This window comes from Paracoccus sp. Arc7-R13 (genome assembly GCF_004010775.1).
GTDB lineage: Bacteria > Pseudomonadota > Alphaproteobacteria > Rhodobacterales > Rhodobacteraceae > Paracoccus > Paracoccus marcusii.
Genome location: NZ_CP034810.1, coordinates 397,803 through 416,651, shown reverse-complemented (window position 1 = coordinate 416,651; position 18,849 = coordinate 397,803). Strand labels below are relative to the sequence as shown.

18 protein-coding genes are annotated in these 18,849 nt (G+C 70.3%); 9 read left to right on the top strand and 9 right to left on the bottom strand.

Translation table 11 applies throughout. The features are described 5' to 3' along the window. Positions 1-33 precede the first annotated feature (33 nt). From EOJ32_RS02035 to EOJ32_RS02020, 4 genes are read left to right on the top strand one after another with little or no spacing between them, the layout of a single operon-like run. On the top strand, positions 34-729 hold the full coding sequence (locus EOJ32_RS02035) for a paraquat-inducible protein A (RefSeq protein ID WP_045981911.1): 696 nt from the start codon (positions 34-36) through the stop codon (positions 727-729). Further along, positions 726-1,388, top strand: coding sequence for a paraquat-inducible protein A (locus tag EOJ32_RS02030; RefSeq protein ID WP_045981912.1), 663 nt, complete (start codon positions 726-728; stop codon positions 1,386-1,388). Before EOJ32_RS02035 ends, EOJ32_RS02030 begins: the two co-directional genes overlap by 4 nt. 42 nt (positions 1,389-1,430) lie before the next feature. Continuing rightward, positions 1,431-3,482, top strand: a complete 2,052-nt coding sequence (locus EOJ32_RS02025) for an intermembrane transport protein PqiB (RefSeq protein WP_127897528.1) — start codon at positions 1,431-1,433, stop codon at positions 3,480-3,482. Between the two features lie 2 nt (positions 3,483-3,484). Beyond that, positions 3,485-4,150 carry a membrane integrity-associated transporter subunit PqiC gene (locus EOJ32_RS02020; protein WP_052714671.1) on the top strand — a complete coding sequence of 222 codons (666 nt, stop codon included), beginning with the start codon at positions 3,485-3,487 and terminating at the stop codon, positions 4,148-4,150. 118 nt (positions 4,151-4,268) lie between these two features. Here the strand turns inward: EOJ32_RS02020 and EOJ32_RS02015 are convergent, their stop codons facing one another. From EOJ32_RS02015 to EOJ32_RS02005, 3 genes are all read right to left on the bottom strand, one after another. Continuing rightward, complete coding sequence (locus tag EOJ32_RS02015; RefSeq protein WP_045981913.1) at positions 4,269-4,646, bottom strand: hypothetical protein; 378 nt, start codon at positions 4,644-4,646, stop codon at positions 4,269-4,271. Between the two features lie 78 nt (positions 4,647-4,724). Further along, positions 4,725-6,551: a hypothetical protein gene (locus tag EOJ32_RS02010; RefSeq protein WP_127897527.1), complete on the bottom strand. Its 1,827-nt coding sequence runs from the start codon at positions 6,549-6,551 to the stop codon at positions 4,725-4,727. Then, a complete protein-coding gene (locus tag EOJ32_RS02005; protein WP_127897526.1) occupies positions 6,542-7,600 on the bottom strand; it encodes a phosphatase PAP2 family protein in 1,059 nt (352 codons plus the stop codon). Before EOJ32_RS02005 ends, EOJ32_RS02010 begins: the two co-directional genes overlap by 10 nt. Positions 7,601-7,697: 97 nt before the next feature. Between EOJ32_RS02005 and EOJ32_RS02000 the strand changes: the two genes are divergently transcribed. After that, positions 7,698-9,236 carry an SARP family transcriptional regulator gene (locus EOJ32_RS02000; protein WP_127897525.1) on the top strand — a complete coding sequence of 513 codons (1,539 nt, stop codon included), beginning with the start codon at positions 7,698-7,700 and terminating at the stop codon, positions 9,234-9,236. Here EOJ32_RS02000 and EOJ32_RS01995 read toward each other — a convergent pair. The 3 genes from EOJ32_RS01995 to EOJ32_RS01985 form a co-directional block, all read right to left on the bottom strand. Next, positions 9,233-10,009, bottom strand: a complete 777-nt coding sequence (locus tag EOJ32_RS01995) for a 3'(2'),5'-bisphosphate nucleotidase CysQ (protein WP_045981915.1) — start codon at positions 10,007-10,009, stop codon at positions 9,233-9,235. The two genes, EOJ32_RS02000 and EOJ32_RS01995, sit on opposite strands and share 4 nt — an antisense overlap. Beyond that, positions 9,996-11,357, bottom strand: coding sequence for a TldD/PmbA family protein (locus EOJ32_RS01990; RefSeq protein WP_045981916.1), 1,362 nt, complete (start codon positions 11,355-11,357; stop codon positions 9,996-9,998). The genes EOJ32_RS01995 and EOJ32_RS01990 overlap by 14 nt, the downstream gene beginning before the upstream one ends. Positions 11,358-11,423: 66 nt before the next feature. Further along, positions 11,424-13,046, bottom strand: coding sequence for a hypothetical protein (locus EOJ32_RS01985; RefSeq protein WP_127897524.1), 1,623 nt, complete (start codon positions 13,044-13,046; stop codon positions 11,424-11,426). A gap of 75 nt (positions 13,047-13,121) precedes the next feature. Between EOJ32_RS01985 and EOJ32_RS01980 the strand changes: the two genes are divergently transcribed. The 4 genes from EOJ32_RS01980 (at position 13,122) to EOJ32_RS01965 (ending at position 16,089) form a co-directional block, all read left to right on the top strand. Next, positions 13,122-13,748, top strand: a complete 627-nt coding sequence (locus EOJ32_RS01980; protein ID WP_045981918.1) for an enoyl-CoA hydratase/isomerase family protein — start codon at positions 13,122-13,124, stop codon at positions 13,746-13,748. A 172-nt stretch (positions 13,749-13,920) separates the two neighbouring features. Then, on the top strand, positions 13,921-14,676 hold the full coding sequence (locus tag EOJ32_RS01975; RefSeq protein WP_205963170.1) for an amino acid ABC transporter substrate-binding protein: 756 nt from the start codon (positions 13,921-13,923) through the stop codon (positions 14,674-14,676). 1 nt (position 14,677) lies between these two features. After that, a complete protein-coding gene (locus EOJ32_RS01970) occupies positions 14,678-15,352 on the top strand; it encodes an amino acid ABC transporter permease (RefSeq protein WP_045981920.1) in 675 nt (224 codons plus the stop codon). After that, positions 15,349-16,089, top strand: coding sequence for an amino acid ABC transporter ATP-binding protein (locus EOJ32_RS01965; protein WP_045981921.1), 741 nt, complete (start codon positions 15,349-15,351; stop codon positions 16,087-16,089). Before EOJ32_RS01970 ends, EOJ32_RS01965 begins: the two co-directional genes overlap by 4 nt. On the opposite strand, the gene EOJ32_RS01960 is transcribed toward EOJ32_RS01965, so the two are convergent. From EOJ32_RS01960 to EOJ32_RS01950, 3 genes are all read right to left on the bottom strand, one after another. Then, on the bottom strand, positions 16,090-16,512 hold the full coding sequence (locus tag EOJ32_RS01960; protein ID WP_127897523.1) for a hypothetical protein: 423 nt from the start codon (positions 16,510-16,512) through the stop codon (positions 16,090-16,092). A gap of 69 nt (positions 16,513-16,581) precedes the next feature. Further along, positions 16,582-17,994: an ATP-binding protein gene (locus tag EOJ32_RS01955; RefSeq protein ID WP_127897522.1), complete on the bottom strand. Its 1,413-nt coding sequence runs from the start codon at positions 17,992-17,994 to the stop codon at positions 16,582-16,584. Further along, positions 17,981-18,685, bottom strand: a complete 705-nt coding sequence (locus EOJ32_RS01950) for a response regulator transcription factor (protein ID WP_045981924.1) — start codon at positions 18,683-18,685, stop codon at positions 17,981-17,983. The genes EOJ32_RS01955 and EOJ32_RS01950 overlap by 14 nt, the downstream gene beginning before the upstream one ends. Positions 18,686-18,849 lie beyond the last annotated feature (164 nt).

The following is an 18,849-nucleotide window of genomic DNA, read 5'->3' as shown; positions in this document are numbered from 1 at the left end:
TGCACCGCAGGCCGTCAGGCTTATCTTCGGCGCATGGAACGGGAACAAACATATGATCTGTCGACCGGCGAAGGGCTGATCGCCTGCCCGCTCTGCGACGCCCTGCATGTCCAGGAGGATCTGGACGTCGGAGAGACCGCGCGCTGCATCCGTTGCGGCACGGTCCTGGCCAAGCCGCGCGACGGCGCGTTCGCGCAGCTGATCGCGCTGGCCTTCACCTCGATGGTGCTGCTGGTGGGGGCGGTGTTCTTTCCCTTCCTCGAGGTGTCGGCGATGGGCTTCGGCAATGCCAGCTCGCTGTTCGACGTGGCTTTGGCCTTTGCCGACGGGGTTCTGCTGCCGCTGGTCTTGGCGGTGCTGGCGATGATCATCGGCCTGCCGATCCTGCGGGCGTTCCTGCTGCTCTATACGCTGGTCCCGCTGGCGCAGGGGCGTCCTCCGCATCGCCACGCGGCCATCGCCTTCCGCTGGTCCGAGCTGCTGCGCCCCTGGTCCATGGCCGAGATCTTTGTCATCGGCACCGCGGTCGCGCTGATCAAGGTCGCAGGTCTTGCCACCGTCCATCTGGGCCCGGCCTTCTGGGCATTCTGCGCGCTGATCTTCGTGAACCTCGCCAGCCGCGCCTTCATGTGCCAGACCTCGATCTGGGACGCGATCGAGGATACCGGTATGAAGACCGAGTATCAGGCCAAGACCCCCGCCCCCCTGACCGCCCCCGGCGACGCATGAGCGCGCCTGCCGGACAGTCCGATGCCCCCGTCCTGACCGCGCATCGCGCCGGTCTGTCGGGGTGCCACCGTTGCGGCCGGGTCTGGCCCCAGGATCAGGCCCGCTGTCACCGCTGCGGCGCGCATCTGGTCGCGCCCGACCGGCGCGGCCTGCAGAAGGTCTGGGCGTGGTGGCTGGCCGGGCTGATCGCCTATATCCCCGCCAACGTCTTCCCGATGATGAGCACCCAGACCTTCGCGGGCCTTGCCGGCAACTCCGAGGCGACGATCCTGGGCGGCGTGGTCGAGCTGATGCATTACGGCAATTACGACATCGCGCTGATCGTCTTCGTGGCCTCGGTCATCGTGCCGGTGGGCAAGTTCCTGGCCATCGCCTGGCTGGCCGTCGTCGCGGGCCGCCCGGCCAGCGTGGACCAGGCCCATTCGCGGCTGAAGGTCTATGAGGTCGTCGAATTTATCGGTCGCTGGTCGATGATCGACGTCTTTGTCGTGGCCATCCTGTCGGCGTTGGTGCAGCTGGGCTTCGTCGCCTCGATCCGGCCGGGACCGGCCGCGGTGTCCTTTGCCCTGTCGGTTGCTTTCACGATGCTTTCTGCGCAAAGCTTTGACGCACGATTGATCTGGCGCGGCCTGCCCTTGCGCACCCGCCGCGAACCCTGACCACCTGCATTTCCAGTACGAACGCCCAAGGATCACGACCTCATGACGGACACACCCCCGCCCCTGACGCCGGCCAGCCCGGTGCGCAAGACGGCCGCCCGCGCGGCCCAGGCCGGTATCAACGTCATCTGGATCGTGCCCATCGTGGCGCTGATCGTGACGCTTGGCATCGCCTGGAACGCGTTCCGCGACCGGGGCAGCGTGATCGAGATCGAATTCGCGGACGCCACCGGCATCACGCCCGGAGAGACCACCCTGCGCTTTCGCGAGATCACCGTGGGCGGGGTCGAGGGGGTCAAGTTCACCGACGATCTGTCGCGGGTCGTGGTATCGGTCCGCGTGGACACCGACGTGGCGCAGTTCATCGATGCCGACGCGTCCTTCTGGATCGTCCGCCCGCAGGTCAGCGCCCAGGGGGTCACCCGTCTGGACACGGTCCTCAGCGGCGCCTTCATCGAGGGTTACTGGGACGCCGAGGTGTCCGAGCCGGCCGCACGCTTCACCGGACTGGACCGCCCGCCGCTGATCCGCAACGATCAGCCCGGCACCTGGGTCACCCTGTCGATGGAGACCGCCGACGGCCTGTCCGAAGGGGCCCCGGTCCTGTTCCGTGGCGTTCAAGTTGGTCGGCTGGAGAACATCCGCGTGGATTCCGGCACCGACCGCGTCATCGTGGACGCCTTTGTCGAGGCGCCCCATGACGCGCGGCTGACCAGCGCGACCGTCTTCTGGGACACGTCCGGCTTCTCGGTCTCGCTTGGGACGCAGGGGGTGGCGCTGAACGTCAATTCGCTGTCGTCGCTCCTGCAGGGCGGCGTGGCCTTCGAGACCTTCGTCAGCGGCGGCGCGCCCATCGAACCCGGACAGGAATTCGCCGTTCAGGTGGACGAGGGCACGGCCCGCACCGCCCGGTTCGAGGATGACGATACCCGCCTGCTGCGCGTGGGGATCCTGATCGACGACAGCGTCGAGGGCCTGTCCACCGGCGCCGATGTCCAGTTCCAGGGCCTGCGCGTCGGTCGCGTGACCGACCTGGCCGTCAGCCTGACCGAGGATGAGCAGGGCAACACTGTGCCGCGCCAGCTGGTCAGCATGGTGATCTCTCCGCGGCGGATGGGCCTGCCGGACGGATCGACCGCCGACGACGCGCTGGCCCTGCTGACCGAGGAGGTCGGCGACGGCCTGCGCGCGCGTGTGGCCAGCGCCGGGTTCCTGGGCACCACCCTGATGGTCGAACTGGTCGACATGCCCGATGCGGCCACGGCGACGATCGACCTGGAAACGGGTCCGAATCCGCTGATCCCGTCGGTGCCCGGCGATCTGGACGATTTCACCGCCAGCGCCCAGGGGCTGGTCAACCGCATCGGCAACCTGCCCATCGAGGAGCTGCTGACCTCGGCCCGCGACACGCTGGACGGGATCACCGCGCTTGCGACCTCGCAGGATACCCGTGCGATCCCCGGTGCGCTGCGCGAGGCGATCGAGGGGGGCAGCGTTGCCTTGGCCGACATCAGCGCCATCACGGGCGATCTGCGGCAGGCCGAAAGCGGCCAGACCCTGGCCCGGATGCTGGACGAGGCCTCCGCCGCCTTCACCGCCGTGTCCGAGGCCGCCGTGGGCGTCCCCGAGATGGTCGAACAGATCGACAGCGCCGCAGCCTCGGTCGAGGAGTTCGGCTTTGCCGAGATCAGCCTGCAGGCCGAGGGAATCCTGGCCGACCTGCGCGCCATGCTGGGCAGCGAAGATGCCGAACAGCTGCCGCGCAACCTGTCCAACGTGCTGGAATCGGCCACGGGCCTGCTGGACGACCTGCGCGACGGCAACGCCGTAGGCAGCCTGAACAGCGCGCTGGACAGCGCCAGCCAGGCCGCCGACCAGATCGCGGCCTCGGTCCAGCAGCTGCCCGACCTGCTGCAGCGCCTGCAGGTCACCGCGGCGCGGGCCGACACGCTGTTCGCCAGCTATGGCGACCGGTCGGCCTTCAACAACGAACTGATCGGGGCACTGCGCGAGCTGCGGCGTGCCACCTCCTCCATCGGCTCGGTCGCCCGGCTGATCGAACGCAACCCCCGCGCCTTCATTCTGGGACGATAGACATGATGCTGCCCCACCGCGCCCTGCGCCTGCCTGCCCTGCCCATCGCCGCCCTGATCGGGGCGTCCCTGCTGGGCGCCTGTTCCAATCCGGAAAAGACCGGGCGTTTCCTGATCGACCCCCCGGTGGCCGGGGTCCAGGTGCCCAACCGCCTTGGCACCGCGGAACTCAAGGACGTGTCCCTGCCCGAATACGCCGCCGACCAGGAGGTCGCGTTCCAGACCGGCGACGGGGCGGTGCGGTCCAATTCGGACAACCTGTGGGCGGACGACCCGGCCCGGTCCTTCACCACGACGCTGGCCCGCGCGATCAGCGACGTGTCCGGCGCCACCGTCATCAGCGAGCCCTGGCCCCTGGCCCAGCCCCCCGCCCGCATCCTGGAGGTGCGCGTCGAACGCGCCTTGGCGCAGGCCGACACCACCTATCGCCTGTCGGGGCGGTATTTCGTGTCCGACGACGGCCTTTCGGGGGGCGGCACGAACCACGCGCGCAGCTTTGACATCCGCGTTCCGATGACCGCGCAGGGGCCGGCCGCGACGGCGGCCGCGGCCAGCCAGGCGATCTCGATCCTGGCGCAGCAGATCGCGACGCTGTCGGGGCCGGGGGCGACCATCGCCACCACGCGTCCGGCCGCGTCCGATCCGTTCGACCTGCCGCCGCTGTTCTGAAAAAGATCGGCGGAAGGCCGCCCCAGACGGCCTTCCGCCGATCCACCCGCAGGACGGGCACCAATACCACCACACCGCTCACGACAGACGGCCCTGCAGGTATCCCTTCCGGCGCGGATCAGGCGCCGGATGTCTCGGTGGGCCCGTGGCCCAGCACCCGGATGATGACCGGCAGCACGAAATGGTCAAAGCAGGTGCGGTCCGGGTTGAAGGCGCCGGGCCGCCCGACGCCGCCGCATTCCTCGCAATCCTCAAGCGTGCCCCAACAGTTCGGACAGGCGCCAAGCGCGCAGGCCAGCATCTCCGCGTGATCGATCAACAGCTCGTTCTCGCGCTCCAGCCGCTGCAGCGCGGCCCAGCTGGGCCGGTCGGCGGTGCCGGTGGTCTGCATCCGCGCCATCGCCCGCCCGACCGACGCGCCGGGCGCCGGGTCCGCGCCCAGCATCCGCAGGGCGGCCAGCATGTCCTGGAATTCCGCGGTGTCCTTGTCCTTCATCGCCTGTCCCCCGTGCGGACGATCCGTTCGTCCTGTGCATCGTGATTCGCATGCCGCCGTGAAAGCGGCGTGAAAGGATCAGTCCCGCGGCGGGTCGGTCGGCAGGACCGGCACGGGGACGTCTGTCGCCCCCTGCACCAGCCGGATGATCGCCGCGCGGCTGTCGGGCCGCGCCCCGTCGGCCAGGTGTCCGGCCAGCCAGCGTGTCGCCTGAGGGGCCGCCATCGAGCTGCCGCTCATCACGGCAAAGCTGCCGCTGGTGCGGCCGCGCACGATCATGCCGGGCCAGGCCTGCGACCGGTCCACGCAGGCCAAGAGATCACCGCCCTGCGCCACCCCGATCAACGACGCATAGGCCAGCCCCCGCCCGCTCCGGTCCACCGCGCCCACCCGCAGGCTGTGCCGCCCCGTCGCATAGGCGTTCACCGTGTCCGCCCGCTGCACCCGCGCGGGGCCAGTGGCCCGCGGGTCCAGCAGGACGGGAAACCCCCGGGCGTCCATGTCGGCATAGGCTGGCTGGGACAGCCAGCTTTGCCGCGCCTCTCGCGGGAAGCCACGCAGGACGTCGTCACGCTGGACCGACACCGCGTGATCGCCGTCCCCCTGCACCAGCGCCAGCCCCCATCGGCCGGGCGGCGCCCAGCTGTCGCCCGCGGCCGCGGGGCAGGTCGGCGCCATGATCAGCGTCATGCATTCGCGCCAGCCGTCGGGATGCGGCATCACCCGATAGAACGCCCGCCCCAGATCGCGCCCCCGCCCGTCGCGCAGCGTGCTGGACTGGGCGGGGGCGCAAAAGCGGGTCCGGGCCTCGGTCCCGCCGGGTGGCGTCAGCCCGATCCGCATGGGCCAGTCCGGTCGCGTGGGACGGACCGGCCCCCAGATCTCCAGCGGGGTCTGGGTCGCGTCGTCGGGCGGCAGTTGCCATCCGATCCTGCCCTGGGGACGCAGGGTCGCGCGCAGGCGCGCCATGCGATGATTGCCGGTGGGCAGCACCGCATGCACCGGCCCCAGTCTGGTGGACGCATGGGTCGCCAGCGCATCCAGAAAGCGTTCCAGCAGGGCCGTGCCGTCGCGCGGCCCCGCTGTCAGACCCAGGCTGAGGTTCAGCACCACGGGCAGGCGCACGCTGTCCACAGGCAGGCCATGCGCGGCCTCGACTTGGCGGCACAGCATCCGGGCGCGGGTGATGACGAAGACGATGGCGGCCAGCAGCGGGTCCTGGGCCAGCGTGGCCGAGGTGTCCGCGATCACCCCGGGGGCCAGCGTCACGCCGATCACCGGATGATCGCAGGCAAGCGGATCGTCCGGTGCAAAGCCCGCGGCCAACAGCGCCACCGCCGCGCCGTGACCCGCGGCAAAGGCCGCGCTGTGCGTCGTGCGGCGGTCCATCGCCACGACCCCGGCCCTGCGATAAACCGCATCCTCGGCCGCGATCGCTCCCGATTCCAGTCCCGCCAGCCAGCCGCCGATCCTGTCGCCCCGCAGCTCGATTCCCCATGGCAGGTCGCGGCCCGGACCGTCGGGATCGACGCGGGCATCCTGGACCCACAGCGACGCCACCCGCGACAGCGCCCCCGGCAGGCGCAGGTGCTGATGTGCGAACGGAATGGCATCGTCTATGACGGCGATGATGCAGCCACGGTCCGGGTCCGGCAGCGCGCCCGCAGCCATCAGCGGACCGGCGCCCGCAGGGGCCAGGTCACGGTTCACCGCGTCCGGGGGCAGGACCGCGGATGGCAGGAACCAGGACCGATCCATCCGCCCGAACGCCTGCGCCATCAGCGCGGGAAGGTCGGGCGCGGATGTGGGCGGGGGGACTCGGTGTCGCCGGCACCACTCCACCAGCGCGGGCGACAGCCCCGCCGGGGCAGCACCCGGGGTGGTCCATATGGCTGTCAGCTCCACTGGTCTGCCCGTTCGTCCCGGGCGCGCGCGACCAGCGTGGCCCATAACGGTGCGGGGCGCGGGGTCAGTGCAGGTCCCCTGAGCCTTGTGGCGGGATCGGCGTCGTTCAGAATTTCGGTCAGAATGCCATAGTGGAAATCGCGCACGGCCCCGCCGTCGTGATAAAGCCGCCCGTCGAACTGCGCACCGTGGGCGGTCGCGGCCGGATCGGCGCGGGCCAGCATGTAATGCGCCAGCTGCATCCCCAGCACCGCCCCCGCGGCGCTGTCGGCGGGGAAATGCACTCCGGCCACCGTCCGGTTCACCGCGATTCGACAGGCCAGTCGGAACAGCGGGTCGTCGGCCCGCAGCGGCGCCCGTGGGTCGTCCAGCCGCGTCAGCAGCGTGGCCAGGCAAAAGGCCTGGGTCGCATGGCCACTGGGCAGGGTAGGATGGCTGGGACAGGCGATCATCGGCTGGATCAGGTCGCTGAATTGCGTGGGGCGCGGACAGGCCAACGCAAGCTTGAGACGCATGACTGCGGCGGTGGTCAGGTCCATCGCGCGGGCCAGCATCTCCAGCGTGGCGGGGTTCCGCGACGGCTCCAAGGGGCGGATCGCGGCAAAGAACGGCATCAGGCCGTGGGTCTGGACCTCGATCTCGGGGGCGCGGTCGGGGCGCAGTTCGGCGTAATGCCCGACCATCGCCGCAGCCTCGCGGAACTGCACCAGATCGGGCCGGTCGATCCGCACCAGCGAGGCGCAGGTTCCGTCCGCCTGGCGGCACAGCAGGCTGGCGGATGATGCACCGGCGATCCCGTCATCGGCCGACAGGGGCATATCCTCGGACAGTTCCGCCAGCAGGATTGCGGCGCGGTGGTCCGGGTCCAGCCGCGCCAGCCGCGCACCCGGCGCCAGCATGGCGGGGGAACCACCCCGGCCCTGCGGATCCTCGATCCCCGCGATCGCATCGCGCGTGCGCATCAGGGCAAGGGACAAAAGCGCCCCCTGGCCGTCCGGCATGTCGTCGGACTTGGCATGCTTGGCATGTTTGGCGTGGAACAGGGACATGATGCACCAGGGAAAACAGGAACGGGTGACCCGATTAATCTATCACACGAAGCCGTGATTGGATAACCTTTTGCAAATCGCCCTTTGGGACAACGCCATGGACCGTCTGACCCTGCACCTGATCGGTCCGGTCGAGATGACCGGCCCGGGCGACCACCGTCTGACGCCGCGGGGCATGCGGGCCCGGGGGGTGCTGGCGGTACTGGGCACGGCCCGGGGCCTGCGCGTCACGCGGGCGCGGCTGCAGGACCTGCTGTTCAGCGACCGCGACCCCGATCACGGCAATGCCAGCCTGCGCCAGCTGCTGAGAGAGATCCGTCAGTGCCTTGGCCCCGCCCGCGACGCGCTGGTCACGGGGCCGGGCTGGGTCGGGCTGGACCCCGACCGGGTGCAGGTGGATCTGGCCGCCCGCCCCGGTCCCGACGGCCAGGTGCCCGAATTCGCGGCCGACCTGGACATCCCCGACCCGGAGTTCGAGGACTGGCTGCGTGATGCGCGCCAGACCGCGGCCGCCCGCATGCCCCAGGTCGCCACGGCGGATGCGCTGCCCGACCTGCTGCTGTCCGATCCGGTGTCCATCGGGCAGGACGCGATGGTGCTTGCCACGATGATCCTGTCCGAGGCCGCGGGCAGGGCCGCAGACCTGCTGCCCATCGCGGTCCTTTCGCCGGGGGCTGCGCCGCGGGGGGCCTATGTGCGGGTATCGTCGATGGCGAACGTGCAGGGCGGCGTCTTCAGCCTGCTGGTGCGGCTGATCCACCAGCCGTCGGGCCGGGTGATGTGGTCACAGAGGCTGACGGCGCCGCTGGCCGGCCTGGACGGACGGTTGGACGACCTGGCCGCGCGCTGCTGCCTGGGGATGCTGCAGGTGCTGGACCAGGGGCGGGCGCTTGGGGCGGCGATGGGAATCTCGTTCGCGGACGTGTTCAGCTTTTCCGCGTCCCGTCTGGCGCGCGCCGATCAGGTCCTGGCGCAGCTGGGCGACAGCATCACCCCGGCGGTGACCTTGTCGCTGCGCGCTTGGATCCGCACGACCCATGCCTTTGAACGCCTGACCCCCGATCCCCGCCAGGCCATCGCCGAGGCGGCAGAGCTTGCCGCCCGCGCCCGTCGGGCCGCGCCCTTCCACGCCACCGCCCTGGCCGTGCAATCGGTGGTCGAGGCCTATCTGGACCGCGATCAGATCGCCTTCGACCTGTCGCGCCAGGCCGTGCTGGCCGATCCGGGCAACCCCCTGGCGCGGCTGGCCCATTCCCGCGCGCTGGCCGGTGTAGACCGCTTTGCCGATTCCGCGGCGCAGGCGCGGGCCGGGCTGGACCAGGCGCTGTCCAGTCTGAACCCCGCCAATTGGCACTTGGGAATCGGGGTGGCGATGATGCGCGCGGGCGATCTGTCCGCCGCCACCCGCCACCTGGAGGCCGTGCACCGCTTTGCCCCCGACAACCGCCCTGCCCTGCGCTTTCTGGCCGCCCTGCGATACGCGCAGCGCGACGAGGAGGGCACCGTCCGCGCCCTCCTGGCCCTGCGCAGGCTGGAGCCGGATTTCAGCCTGGACCTGATGGGCAGCGACGGATACCCGGTGGACAGCCTGCGCAGGCTGGGCCTGCTGCAGGTCGCGGGATCACGGCTGATCTAGCGCAGCGCGGCCAGCAGCGCGCCGTGCAGGCGCGAGCCTGCCACGATCAGCCCGTCCACCTGCGCGGCCTCGCTGTTGAACCGCATCGGCTGGCCCCGCCGGTCGGTCACGCGCGCGCCCGCGCGTTCCGCGATCAGCGCCCCGGCGGCGATGTCCCATTCCCACGCCGCGCGCAGCGACAGCGCCGCGTCGAACCGTCCCTCGGCCGCAAGGCACAGCCGCCACGCCAGCGAAGACCGGAACTCGCGCCGGAATCCGGGCATGCCGCTGTGCCAGTTCGGCGCATCGGCCACCGCGCGATAGGTCAGCACCCGTGCGCCCTCGATCGATGCATTGGTCGGGGCGATGGGGGCGCCGTTCAGCGTGGCGGGGCCGTCGACATGGGCGGCATAGGTCAGGTCCAGCACCGGCAGGTGGACGACCGCGGCCACGATCCGGTCGCCCCGTGCCACGGCCAGCGAATGGGAAAACCCGTCCTGCCCGTCGATGAAGGCGCGGGTGCCGTCGATCGGGTCGATGATGAAGCAATGTTCGGCGTCAAGGCGGGCGGGGTCGGCCTCGGATTCCTCGGACAGCCAGCCGTAATCGGGGCGCGCGGCGGTCAGGGTCGCGTGCAGGGCGTCGTTGACCGCCAGGTCGGCCTCGGTCACCGGGCCCGCGCCGCCGCCCTTGTCCCAGGCCTGCGGATCGCGCCGCCAGAACCGCAGGGCGATCCGCCCCGCGTCCCGCGCGGCGGCGGTCAGCAGGTCCAGGTCGGCCTCAGCCCCCGGCAACGGTCATGCCCTGGACCAGCAGGCTGGGCACCTCGGTTCCGCGCCACGGCAGGGCGTCGTCGGCGGCCTCCAGCGTCATCAGCATGTCGCGCAGGTTGCCCGCGATGGTGCATTCGTTCACCGGCCAGGCGATGCGGCCGTCCTGAACCCAGAACCCGGCCGCGCCGCGGGAATAATCGCCCGTGGTGCCATTCACCGACGCCCCCAGCATCGACGTCACGATCAGGCCGGTGCCCATCCGTTCGATCAGGTCCTGGCGGCTGACGCGCCCCGGCGTCAGGATGACGTTGCTGTGGCTGGGGGACGGGCTTGAGGCCAGCCCCCGCGCCGCCGATGCGGTGCTGTCCATCCCCAGCTTGCGCGCCGTGGCCAGGTCCAGCGTCCAGCCCTGCAGCACGCCGTCGGCCACGATCATCCGCGCCCGCGTGGGCAGTCCCTCGGCATCGAAGGGGCGCGACGAGGGATAGCGCGGGCGCAGCGGATCCTCGGCCAGGTCCATGCCGGCGGGCAGGACGGGTTGGCCCAGGTCGCGCCGCAGCCAGCTGGCCCCGCGCGCGATGGACGACCCGTTCACCGCCGACAGCAGATGGCCGATCAGCGAGGCCGACACGCGGCGGTCATAAAGGATGGGATAGGCGCCCGTCGGCGGCTTGCGCCCGCCTGCGCGGGCCAGCGTGCGTTCCGCGGCCAGGGCGCCGATCTCCTCGGGGGTGGGCAGGTCGGCGGCGAAGGTGCGCGATTCGCCCGCATAATCGCGCTCCATCCGCAGCCCCTCGCCGGTGATCGCCACGACCGACAGCGAATGCCCGGTTCGGGCATAGCCGCCCGAAAACCCGTTCGACGCGGCCAGCCACATGCGCCGCTGGCTGTAGCTGGCATTGGCCGCCTCGACCTGAGAGATCCCCGCCACGTCCAGCGCCGCGGCCTCGGCGCGCTGCGCCAGGTCCTGCAGGTGCTGGGGTTCGGGTTCGGGCGCGTCCTCGGCCAGTTCCAGGCCGGCGGCGTCGCGATGGCGCGCCAGCTGGCCGGGATCGGCCAGGCCCAGATGATCGTCCACCGGCGCCTCGCGCGCCATGGCGACGGCACGGGCGGCCATCTCGACGATGGCGGCGTCGCGGTGGTCGGACGACGACACCGCCGCCTGGCGCCCGCCCACCAGCACGCGCAGCCCGATCTCCAGCCCTTCGGCGCGTTCGGCCTGTTCCAGCGCGCGGGCCCGCATGTCGATGCTGACGGACCGCCCGTCGACGGCCAGCGCGTCGGCCTGGTCGGCCCCGGCACGGCGCGCGGCATCGATCAGCGCCTCGGACAGGCGCTGAAGGCGAAGGGGGTCGGCGGCGTCGGTCATGCGGGCCTCACAGGCGAAAGGATCAGGCCGGGACGGATGCCCCGGCCCGCTGTCAAGGGATGCGGATCACTGGATCTGCTGGCCGTTGGCAAAGATCGCGCCACCCTCACGGAACTCGATCTCGGTCTGCAACTGGTCGGGGTTGCCCTCGACCGGGCGGGCGAACATCGCCATCATCATGCGTGGACCCATCAGCTGCTCCTGCGGCACGACGCCCATCGCGACCAGCGTATCCAGCAGGCCGTTGATGCCGCCGAACGTGCCCTCGATCTTGCCCAGGGGCTGGCTGGGATCCTCGCCGAAGGTCAGCGCACCGGACAGGTCGGCGGTGGCGCCTACGGCGTCCAGGGCCAGTTCCTTGATGGTCAGGCTGCGCGGCTGCAGGGGCATGGGCGCGGCGCCGTCCGGACCGGGCTCCACCGGCTGCGGAAAGTCGGGATCCATGAAGTTCTGCGTCAGCAGCGCCGTCCCTTCCAGGTCGATGGTCAGGCTGGCCGGATCGCGTGGCAGCGCCGCCTCGGGGTCCAGCGCCTGCCAGATCGCGTCGTCCAGCGTCAGCCCGTCCAGGACATAGGTCAGCGCAAAGGGCTGCTCCTGATCGGATGCCACGATCGGCATGGCCAGCCGGAACCGGTTCTCCGCCGCGCCATAGGCGATCGGGAAGGGCATGTCCGTGGCGGTCAGGTTGGTCGTCATGTCGGTCAGCCCGCCTTCATAGGACAGGCCGTCCTTGGAGATGCCGACGGCCAGCGTGCCGCTTGCCGCCTGGAAGCTGCCTTCGGAATCGTTACGGCTGCCATCCGCGGTCAGGGTGCTGGCAGTGAAGCTGCCGCTGGTCGCGCCCATCGCAAAGCTGCCCTTGCCGCCAAAGCCCGCCTGCAGCGCCTGCGTGGGCTGGCTGCCAAAGTTGACCTCGCCCGCAGGGCTGGTGCCGTCGCCCTGCATGGTCAGGTCGGCGATGGTGATCGTGGCCTGGAAATCGTCGGTCTCTGCGGTGGCCGCCGGGGCGTCGGGCGCCTCGGATGCCTCCGGCGCGTCGGTGGCGTCGGGCGCGGTTTCGGTTTCAGGCGCATCTGTGGCGGCAAGCGACGGCCCCGAGGCGGTGATCTGCGCCTCCAGCGCATCGGCGCGACCCTCGAAGGTCTGGGTGCTGGCGCCGTCGGCGGCGGTGGTGACGGTCTGGCTGCCGGTGACGCCGGTCAGCGTGGCGGTCAGCGGAACCTCGTTCCGGTCGTCCAGCGCGCGGCCCGACATGGTTAGCGTGGGCATGGTCACGTCATGGGTCAGCGCCTCGGGCGTGCCCGAGCTGATCGTCTCGTTGCCGGGGGCGTCCATGGTCATGGAAAAGCCCACGGCCTCGTCGTCGCCCTCGGGCACGGCGCTGCTCTCCAGCGTCATCTGGCCGCCCACGACTGACCGCACGGTGCCGTCGCCGACCGCGGTCAGCACGATTTCGGGCAGGGTCAGGACCATGTCCGGGGCATCGGCCTCTCCGTCGACGGTCAGGACCACGTCGGTCAGGGTGATCGCCTCGTCCGAGGCATCCTCGGACCCGACCTGGACCGCATAGCCCATCTGTTCATAGCTGTCCTGCAGGCTCTGCCAGACTTCGGCGGGGGTGACGTCTGCAAGGGCCGGGCCCGCGCCCAGGATCAGCGCAAGCGCCGAGGTTGCAAGGGGACGGTTCATGGCGGATACCTTTCGCAAACCTGAAATCGGGGGGATTCCTGACACAGTGCCGCCGAAAGGGAAAGGGAACAAGTCGTGATCCGCAGCCACCACCGGGACGGCCTGTCCCTGCTGACGATCGACCGCCCCGACAAGGCGAACGCCCTGACCGCCGACATGCTGCGCGACCTGCGCGCGGGTGTGGCGCAGGCCCTGGACAGCGGCGCGCGGGCGCTGATCCTGACCGGGGCGGGCCGGGTCTTTTCGGCCGGCGCGGACCTGGACCAGGCCCGCGCGGGTCTGGCCACGGCCCCCGAATGGGAGGATCTGTCCGCCGCGCTGGCCGCCCTGCCCTGCCTGACCGTCGCCGCGCTGAACGGGTCGCTGGCCGGGGGCGCCTTCGGCATGGCGCTGGCCTGCGACATCCGCCTGGCGGTGCCCGATGCAAGGTTCTTCTATCCGGTGATGCGGCTGGGCTTTCTCCCGCAGCCAAGCGACCCGGCGCGCCTGGTGGCGCTGGTGGGGCCCGCGCGGGCGCGGATGATCCTGATGGCCGGCGCCCGGATCGACGCGCCCGAGGCGCTGGCCTGGGGCCTGGTCGACCGCATCCTGCCCGCGCCCGACCTGATGGACGCCGCGCGCGCCCTGGCCACCGATGCCCTGGCCGCCGACCCCGCCCATGTCGCCACGATCAAGGCGATGACGCGGCCTTCGCGCGCTTGATCGCGGTCCCCGGACCCATCATGGAACGAAGTTCCCCGCCCGCCGTTGCGCCAGCAGGGCTTGTTCCGCGGTGCTGCGGCCTGCCGCATCTTTGTCCTTTTCTGCCGCCGCCCCGCTTGCGGATCGCATTGCCAGATCGCAGGTAACGTCCAAGAACCTATGGAGATTTCCCGTGCGCACGCTTGTCCTGATCGCCGCCCTTGCCCTGACCACCGCCCTGCCCGCCGCGGCCGACACGATCCGCGTCGGCATGTCCGGCGGCTATTTCCCCTTCACCTTCACCCGTGCGGATGAACTGCAGGGCTTCGAGGTGGATTTCCTGAACGCCATCGCCGAAGAGACCGGCGACGAGGTCGAATTCGTCACGATGTCCTTTTCGGGCCTGATCGGCGCGCTGGAATCGAACCGCATCGACACCATCGCCAACCAGATCACCATCACCCCCGAACGCGAGGCGGCATTCGCCTTTACCCAGCCCTATGTCTATGACGGCGCCCAGATCGTCACGCGCGAGGGCAACCCGGCCGCGATCGAGGGGCCGGACAGCCTGGACGGCAAGACCGTTGCGGTGAACCTGGGGTCGAACTTCGAACAGCTGCTGCGCGAACTGCCCAATGCCGACCAGATCGACATCCGCACCTATGAAAGCAACATCGAACAGGACACGGCGCTGGGCCGGGTCGATGCCTTCGTCATGGACCGCGTGTCCTCGGCCCAGGTGATCGCGCAGAGCCCGCTGCCGCTGGAACTGGCCGGAGAGCCCTTCTCGGAGATCAGGAACGCCCTGCCCTTCCGCAACGACGAGGCCGGTCAGGCGCTGCGCGACCGCGTTGACGCGGCCATCACCACCCTGAAGGAGAACGGCACCCTGGGCGAGATCTCTCAGAAATGGCTGGATGCCGACGTGACGCAGCCCGTGTCGCAGTAACATGCGGCCTCTGGACACCGCCTACATGTGGGACCTCGTCCCGGTCATCGCGGGCTATGTGCCGCTGACGCTGTTCATGGCGATCGTCGCGATGGTGGCGGCGCTGACCCTGGGGTCGGCGCTGGCCATCGTGCGCGTGCTGCGCGTGCCGGTCCTGGACCGCATCGTGGCGGTGTTCATCAGCTTCTTCCGCGGCACGCCGCTGCTGGTGCAGCTGTTCCTGTTCTATTTTGGCCTGCCCCAGATCGTGCCGGCGATGACCGGCATCGACGGCGTCACCGCCGCGATCATCGGCCTGACGCTGCATTTCTCGGCCTATATGGCCGAAAGCATCCGCGGCGCCATCCTGGGCGTCGACCGCAGCCAGTGGGAGGCCGCAGCCTCTATCGGCATGACCCAGGGACAGCTTCTGCGCCGGATCATCCTGCCCCAGGCTGCGCGGACCGCGGCGCCGACGCTGATGAACTATTTCATCGACATGATCAAAAGCACCTCGCTGGCCTTCACCCTGGGGGTGACCGAGATGATGGGCGCCGCCCAGAAGGAGGCCGCAGGCAGCTTTCTGTACCTGGAGGCGTTCCTGGTGGTCGCGCTGTTCTATTGGGTGATCGTCGAAACCCTGTCGGTCGGCCAGCGCCGGCTGGAATCCAGCCTTGGAAAGGCCGTCGCGCGATGAGCTGTCAGATCGAGATCACCGGACTCGTCAAGCGCTTTGGCGACAACACTGTTCTGGACGGCATCGACCTGTGCCTAGAGCCGGGCGAACGCGTGGCGATCATCGGGCCGTCCGGAACTGGGAAATCGACCCTGCTGCGTTGCCTGAACTGGCTGGACACGCCCGATCAGGGCACGATCCGCATGGGCGACGTGACGGTCGATGCCGCACGCGCGACCAAGGCGCAGATCCTGGGCCTGCGGCGGCGGACGGGGTTCGTGTTCCAAAACTATGCGCTGTTCGCCAACAAGACCGCCCGCGGGAACATCACCGAGGGGCTGACCACTGTGCGCGGCTGGCCCGCCGACAAGGCGCGGGCGCGGGCGGATGACATTCTGGCCCAGATCGGCTTGGCGGATCGGGGCGACAGCTATCCGGCGGCTATGTCCGGCGGTCAGCAGCAGCGCGTCGGCATCGGTCGCGCAATGGCCCTGGACGCGGACCTGATGCTGTTCGACGAACCGACCAGCGCGTTGGATCCCGAATGGGTGGGCGAGGTCCTGGACCTGATCCGCCGCATTGCTGACGGACGCCAGACCATGCTGATTGTGACCCATGAAATGCAGTTTGCCCGCGAAATCGCGGACAGGGTGGTCTTCATGGAAGGTGGGCGGATCGTGGAACAGGGGCCGCCTGCGCAGATCTTCGGCAATCCGCAGGACGACCGCACACGGGCCTTCCTGCGTCGCGTGGGCTGATTACAGCCCTGCGACCTGGAAATAGGCCTGCGTGCTGCGGTCATCGCTGAAGCCGATGCCGCTGGCGATGATGCAGCTGGTCTGATCATCGCGCGGCGCGACCAGCGTCCATGTCCCCAGCTGATCGGACCCCCACAGCTGCGTGCCTTGCACGCCGGTCATGTCGACGGGATATTCCGCGAAATCCTGTTCCAACGTCGCGGCGATTTCCGCATCATCGGCGCAATACGGCTGGTCGTCGACGGCCATTTCCGAAACCGGCATGGTCTGGATGTCCTCCAGCAGGGCGGCAGGCTCGATGCCCTGCATCGCGCTCCAGCCCTGAACCGGCTGGTTGGGGCTGGCCGACAATGCCGGTGTGACGCTGAGCAGCGCCACGACGCCGGCGTAGCCAAGGCGGGTGATGCGGTCTGCACGGGTCATGATGATAGCCTTTCTTGCGAATTCCCCAACAAAACGCGGTTTTGTTCGCAAGAGTTCCGTCGGCCCCTCTTACGCCCAACTGCGCGCCAGTGCCAGGCGGGCCTCCAGACCGTGCGGCGCGCGGTGGAATTCCAGCCGTCCGCCATGCTGCGCGGCGATGGTCGACACGATGGCCAGGCCCAGCCCGACGCCGCTGGCGGTGCCGGCATTCTCTCCGCGCTGAAAGGCCCCTGTCAGGCGCGCCAGGTCGTCCTCGGTCAGGACCGATCCGCGGTCGGTGACCGAGATCCAGGCCTCGTCCGCGTCGCCGCCGGTCAGCACCTGCGCCTCGCGCCCGTATTTCAACGCGTTGTCGATGAGGTTGGACAGCGCGCGGCGCAGCGCGGTGGGCTGGCCGCGCATCAGCAGGGCGTGGCTGTCCACCGTCGGACGGCTGGTGGTTCGTGAAAACAGCGTGCCGGCGCGGGCAGGGGGCAGCGACGACTGGCGCAGCGTCACGGGCAGGCCCACGTCCTGGTAATCGGCCACGACCGCATCGGCCAGGGATGTCAGGGACAGCTGGCGGAACGGTTCGGCCCCGATCTCGGCGCGGGTATAGGTCAGGACGCCGTCGATCATCGTCGTCATCTCGTCGATGTCGCGGTCCAGGCGGTCGCGCAGGGCGGCATCCTCGATCATCGCGCTGCGCAGGCGCAGGCGGGTGGCGGGGGTGCCCAGGTCGTGGCTGACCCCCGACAGGACCAGGGCCCGGTTCTCCAGCGCGGCGCGGTCCTGGGCGACATAGGCGTTCACGGCCTCGGCGGTCTGGCGCAGCTCGATCACGCCGCCGACGGGCAGGGCGGCGGTGCGGGCGCGGTGATCGCGCAGCGCGGCCGCAAAGGCGGTGAACGCCCCCGCGACCCCCGCCACCCAGCCCAGCAGCAGGGCCAGCGCCCCCAGGGCCAGCGCCCCGGCCAAAAGGCGGCGGTCGGGCGGCGCGGCCTGGCAGCCCCAGACGGGCGCACCGTCCACGCGGATCCAAGGGCCGGTGTCCTGCTGCACGAAAAGCCGCGGCTCGCTGCAGAACCGCGCTAGGGTGCGGGTGATCGAGGCCAGGCCCGCGGCCTGGCTGCCGCCGCCGACGGACTGCACCTCGGCCGCGGGATAGGTCAGGTCGGGCGACTGGATGCGCACCGACAGCCGCGCGCCCTGCGACAGGTCGGGCCTGCCGCCGCCGGTCAGGGTGATCACCGTTTGCCGCCAGCCGGGCGGCAGGTCGGGCGCGGCGCGCAGCTGGACCTGGGACAGGCCCTGGGGCAGGGCGCTGCCCGCCTCCAGGCTGTCGGCCAGCGCCAGACCGGCGATATAGGCGCGGTTCAGATGCGCGTCCCAGGCCGCGTCGCTGGCGGTCCACAGCCAGACCGACCCGCCGCCCGCCAGCATCGCCAGCACGACCCACAGGCTTGCCACCACCCGCAGCGACAGGCGGTCAGTCAGCGTCACGCGCGACCTCGGCTGACAGAACATAGCCCAGCCCGCGTTCGGTCCGGATCAGCGCCGGGTCGGTCTTCTGACGCAGGCGGCCGACCAGCATGTCGATCGCGCGCCCCTCGGCCGCCTCGTCGTCGTCCAGCGCGGCGGCGATCTCGTCGCGGGTCAGGGGGATCAGCGGATTGGCCAGGAACACCCGCAGCAGCGCGGTTTCGCGCGACGACAGGCTGACCTGCCAGCCGCCGGGGGCGGTCACCTCGTCGCGCCGCGCGTCATAGCGCCAGCCCGCGAACCGCAGCACGCTGTCGCGCTTTCGGTGCGACAGGCTGGGTGCCCGGCCCGCGCGGCGCAGCACCGCCCGGATGCGTGCCAGCAGCAGGTCGGGGTTGAAGGGCTTGGCGATATAGTCGTCCGCACCGACCTCGTAGCCGGCCATGCGCTGGTGGTCGGCGGACAGGGCGCTGACCATGATGATGGGCACGTCCTGCGCCTCGCGGATCTCGGCGCAGATCGCCACGCCGTCGTCATCGCCCAGGGACACGTCCAGCAGGATCAGGTCCACCCGGCCGCCGCGCAGCGCGGCCAGTGCGGTCGCGCGGCTGTCGGCGCGCGTCACGTGCAGGCCGTGGCGCTGCAGATAGGCGGCCAGCATGGCGGCCATGTCGGCGTCATCCTCGACCAGCAGAAGGCGGTGCAGGCTCATCAACGGTCCTCCGATCCGTGATCTAGCATCGCAGGGAGGGGTTACGTAACAGTTTGTAACGTAACGCGGCGAAAACTGCTGGACGCATGGCTGCACTGCGTTGCGGACATGACTGGGCTTGCGGCATGATCGACCCACACGCGGATCACCGAATCCGCGCGGGA